This window comes from Pantoea ananatis LMG 2665, from assembly GCF_000710035.2.
In the GTDB taxonomy this organism is placed as follows: Bacteria; Pseudomonadota; Gammaproteobacteria; order Enterobacterales; family Enterobacteriaceae; genus Pantoea; species Pantoea ananatis.
Map to the genome: position 1 here is coordinate 1 of NZ_JMJJ01000015.1, position 2326 is coordinate 2326.

Here is a 2326-nt window from a genome sequence, read left to right on the forward strand (position 1 = left end):
CGCTCAGGCGGGGAAAAATGCGTTAGAGAACAATGCTCTTAATTCAGGATATGATGAAGAGGAGCATGAAAGGGAACATGGCAATCCACCTCAAAAATTATTCAAATTATCCCCAAGGTCGGGCCCTCTTCAGGATGCTGATGGTCGAACGATTCCGGGAGGTGCAATTATTGGTCCGGGAGCTGTTCCAATCAAAGGTTCCAATGAGGGGGTAACTACTGTAGTGGTTGACTCAGGCAAAAAAGGTGCCTGGAATAAAGCGATGAATAATCCTGAGCCGAATACAGTTTATAATGTTGATGGGAACAAAACTTATCAAACAGATGAATTAACCAGAACAACTAACGTTAGTGCGTCTCTGAGTTTATCTAAAAATGATAGAAATGGTTATCAACAATGCAAAGCCGGTAAATGTGGTAATCCGGGTGATGAAGGTGGTCATTTAATAGCCAGTATTTTTAATGGCCCAGGTGAGAAACTGAATCTTGTTCCGATGGATGGTAATCTGAATAAAGGTGCCTGGAAACAGATGGAAAATACATGGGCTAATGCTTTGAAAGATGGGAATAAAGTTGATGTTAATATTCAGCCAATATATTCAGGTAATAACACAAGACCTGATAGGGTAATCGTTAAATATTCAATTGATGGCGGCAGACCTGTGAATATTGACTTCAAAAACTCTCCTGGAGGAAAATGATGCAGCATACTGATATTGAACAAACAATAGGTAAAATATTGTATGAGTGCGGCCCTGGCAATGCTCAGAAAATAATTGTAAGAGCTGAGATTTTCTCTGAGGATGATGGTGGTAAATATGAGTTTGACTACCTTGATGAGAATGGTGAACTGGACTGGTTTGATCCTGATGGTAGGGCCATTGCGGATTTAACCGATGCTTTGATTGCCTATAAGAAATATTTTTTAGAAAATAACTTAACAAATGGAAAATCTATCTGGTCAAAATGTGAAATAACTGTTGATATACCAGAAGAAAAAATAAACATAAATCTTCAATATCAGGATTAAAGAAAATCCTCGCCCTAAAAAGCGGGGAGTTTTACTTTATAACCAGCACGTTATCTTCTTCGCGACATATCTTCCCACACCACGATACCCGGCGGCAGTGGCCGCTTCTGCGGTGTGGCAATCACCGTAATAAACTCCACAATCTGCTTTTGCTTACGGGCCGAAAGCTTACAGACCTTCTTTAGCATCTGCATAATCTCTGGCTCGGATGGCTGTGGTTCCTGAGCGGTCAGCACCAGGCAACCCGGCATCATCCGCACCTTCAGCGGTCTCCCTGTCTCAAATCCTGCATCAGCCAGCCAGTCGCCCTTAAGCGTGATGGTAGTGGCCTTATTATGCGTCTTCCAGTTGCGGATGTAACCTACGGTATAACGTCGGTTTTTTAGTTCCGGCGCTTCAGCTGTGACAACTTCTGGCTTAGTATCGTGCTCAGCCATAATCAACTCCTTGTTAGTTGGTTGTGGTCAGCGGTCTTATCGTGTTGCAACCACGGTAAGATCGCGTCAGATCAGGTTTATCCCAGCACGCGGCGGGCCTGATGTTTTAAAATCAGCGCATCCAGAATCGATGTCACCGACTTGAGTTCTTCTTCGTCCATCTGCTTAATCGCTTCGAACTTGAGCTCGTCCTGTGGCTCCCGCTCGCCACCCTCAAATATCAGCCAGTCAGCAGAAACGTTAAAGGTTACTGCAATATGCTTGAGAATATCTAAATAGGGCTGTGCTTCCCTGGACTCATAGCGGCGAACCTGGGTCAGATGTATCCCCACTTTGTCGGCCATCTGTGGTTGGGTCAGTCCGTGCTCCTTACGCAGGGATAGAAAACGAGTCGAAAAGCTCATCCAGAACATCCTCTGATAATCGATAGTGTCGTTCATTATCACCTCCTGTTTTGAATGGGCTTAACTTAGTATCCCTTCCGGCTGAGCAACGGGATAGCACGGAGCCGGATGCAGCAGCGGAGCCGCCGGACAGGCTGTAAGCCCTCTGTAAGTTAAGTGGTTCCGTGCCCGGCAGAGCGCGGCGTCCATGCCGCGATCTGCCTTCATCAATGCCGGAGCCGCGCGGGGGAAATGGCCGTCCAGTGGTGAAGGGACGCGGCATAACATGCTTATCAGGTGCAGCCGCTTCCGGGCCATTAACCATAATGCGGGAGATTATGCGTGGTTCGTAGTTCAGAACTGCGCATAAGGTGGGCGTTATGTTGAATAGCCGCGAGCAGTTTACCCGAAGATGAATGTCGGGGTGTAAGTACCCCGACAAACCGGGCCATTCACCTTTAGAGATCTTCCGGCATA

The 2326-nt window shown here is 46.4% G+C and carries 4 protein-coding genes; 2 read left to right on the forward strand and 2 right to left on the reverse strand.

The features are described from left to right. Both EL29_RS21340 and EL29_RS21345 read left to right on the forward strand, forming a co-directional pair. Nucleotides 1-700: DNA/RNA non-specific endonuclease (locus EL29_RS21340; RefSeq protein ID WP_242640093.1), on the forward strand; the 700-nt coding region annotated here is incomplete at its 5' end. Continuing rightward, entirely contained in the window at nt 697-1029 is a 333-nt protein-coding gene (locus tag EL29_RS21345; RefSeq protein ID WP_028714862.1) for a hypothetical protein, read from the forward strand. The genes EL29_RS21340 and EL29_RS21345, both read left to right, overlap by 4 nt. 50 nt (nt 1030-1079) lie before the next feature. Here EL29_RS21345 and symE read toward each other — a convergent pair whose 3' ends face one another. Beyond that, nucleotides 1080-1466 (reverse strand): endoribonuclease SymE, encoded by a 387-nt coding sequence (gene symE, locus EL29_RS21350; RefSeq protein WP_028714863.1) that lies wholly within the window; start codon nt 1464-1466, stop codon nt 1080-1082. A gap of 77 nt (nt 1467-1543) precedes the next feature. After that, nucleotides 1544-1870 (reverse strand): helix-turn-helix domain-containing protein, encoded by a 327-nt coding sequence (locus EL29_RS21355; RefSeq protein ID WP_028714864.1) that lies wholly within the window; start codon nt 1868-1870, stop codon nt 1544-1546. Nucleotides 1871-2326 lie beyond the last annotated feature (456 nt).

Bases quoted from the DNA above. Each gene is read 5' to 3' on its own strand.
- EL29_RS21345 (WP_028714862.1), top strand. From the start codon at position 697: ATGATGCAGCATACTGATATTGAACAAACAATAGGTAAAATATTGTAT.
- symE (WP_028714863.1), bottom strand. From the start codon at position 1,466: ATGGCTGAGCACGATACTAAGCCAGAAGTTGTCACAGCTGAAGCGCCG.
- EL29_RS21355 (WP_028714864.1), bottom strand. From the start codon at position 1,870: ATGAGCTTTTCGACTCGTTTTCTATCCCTGCGTAAGGAGCACGGACTG.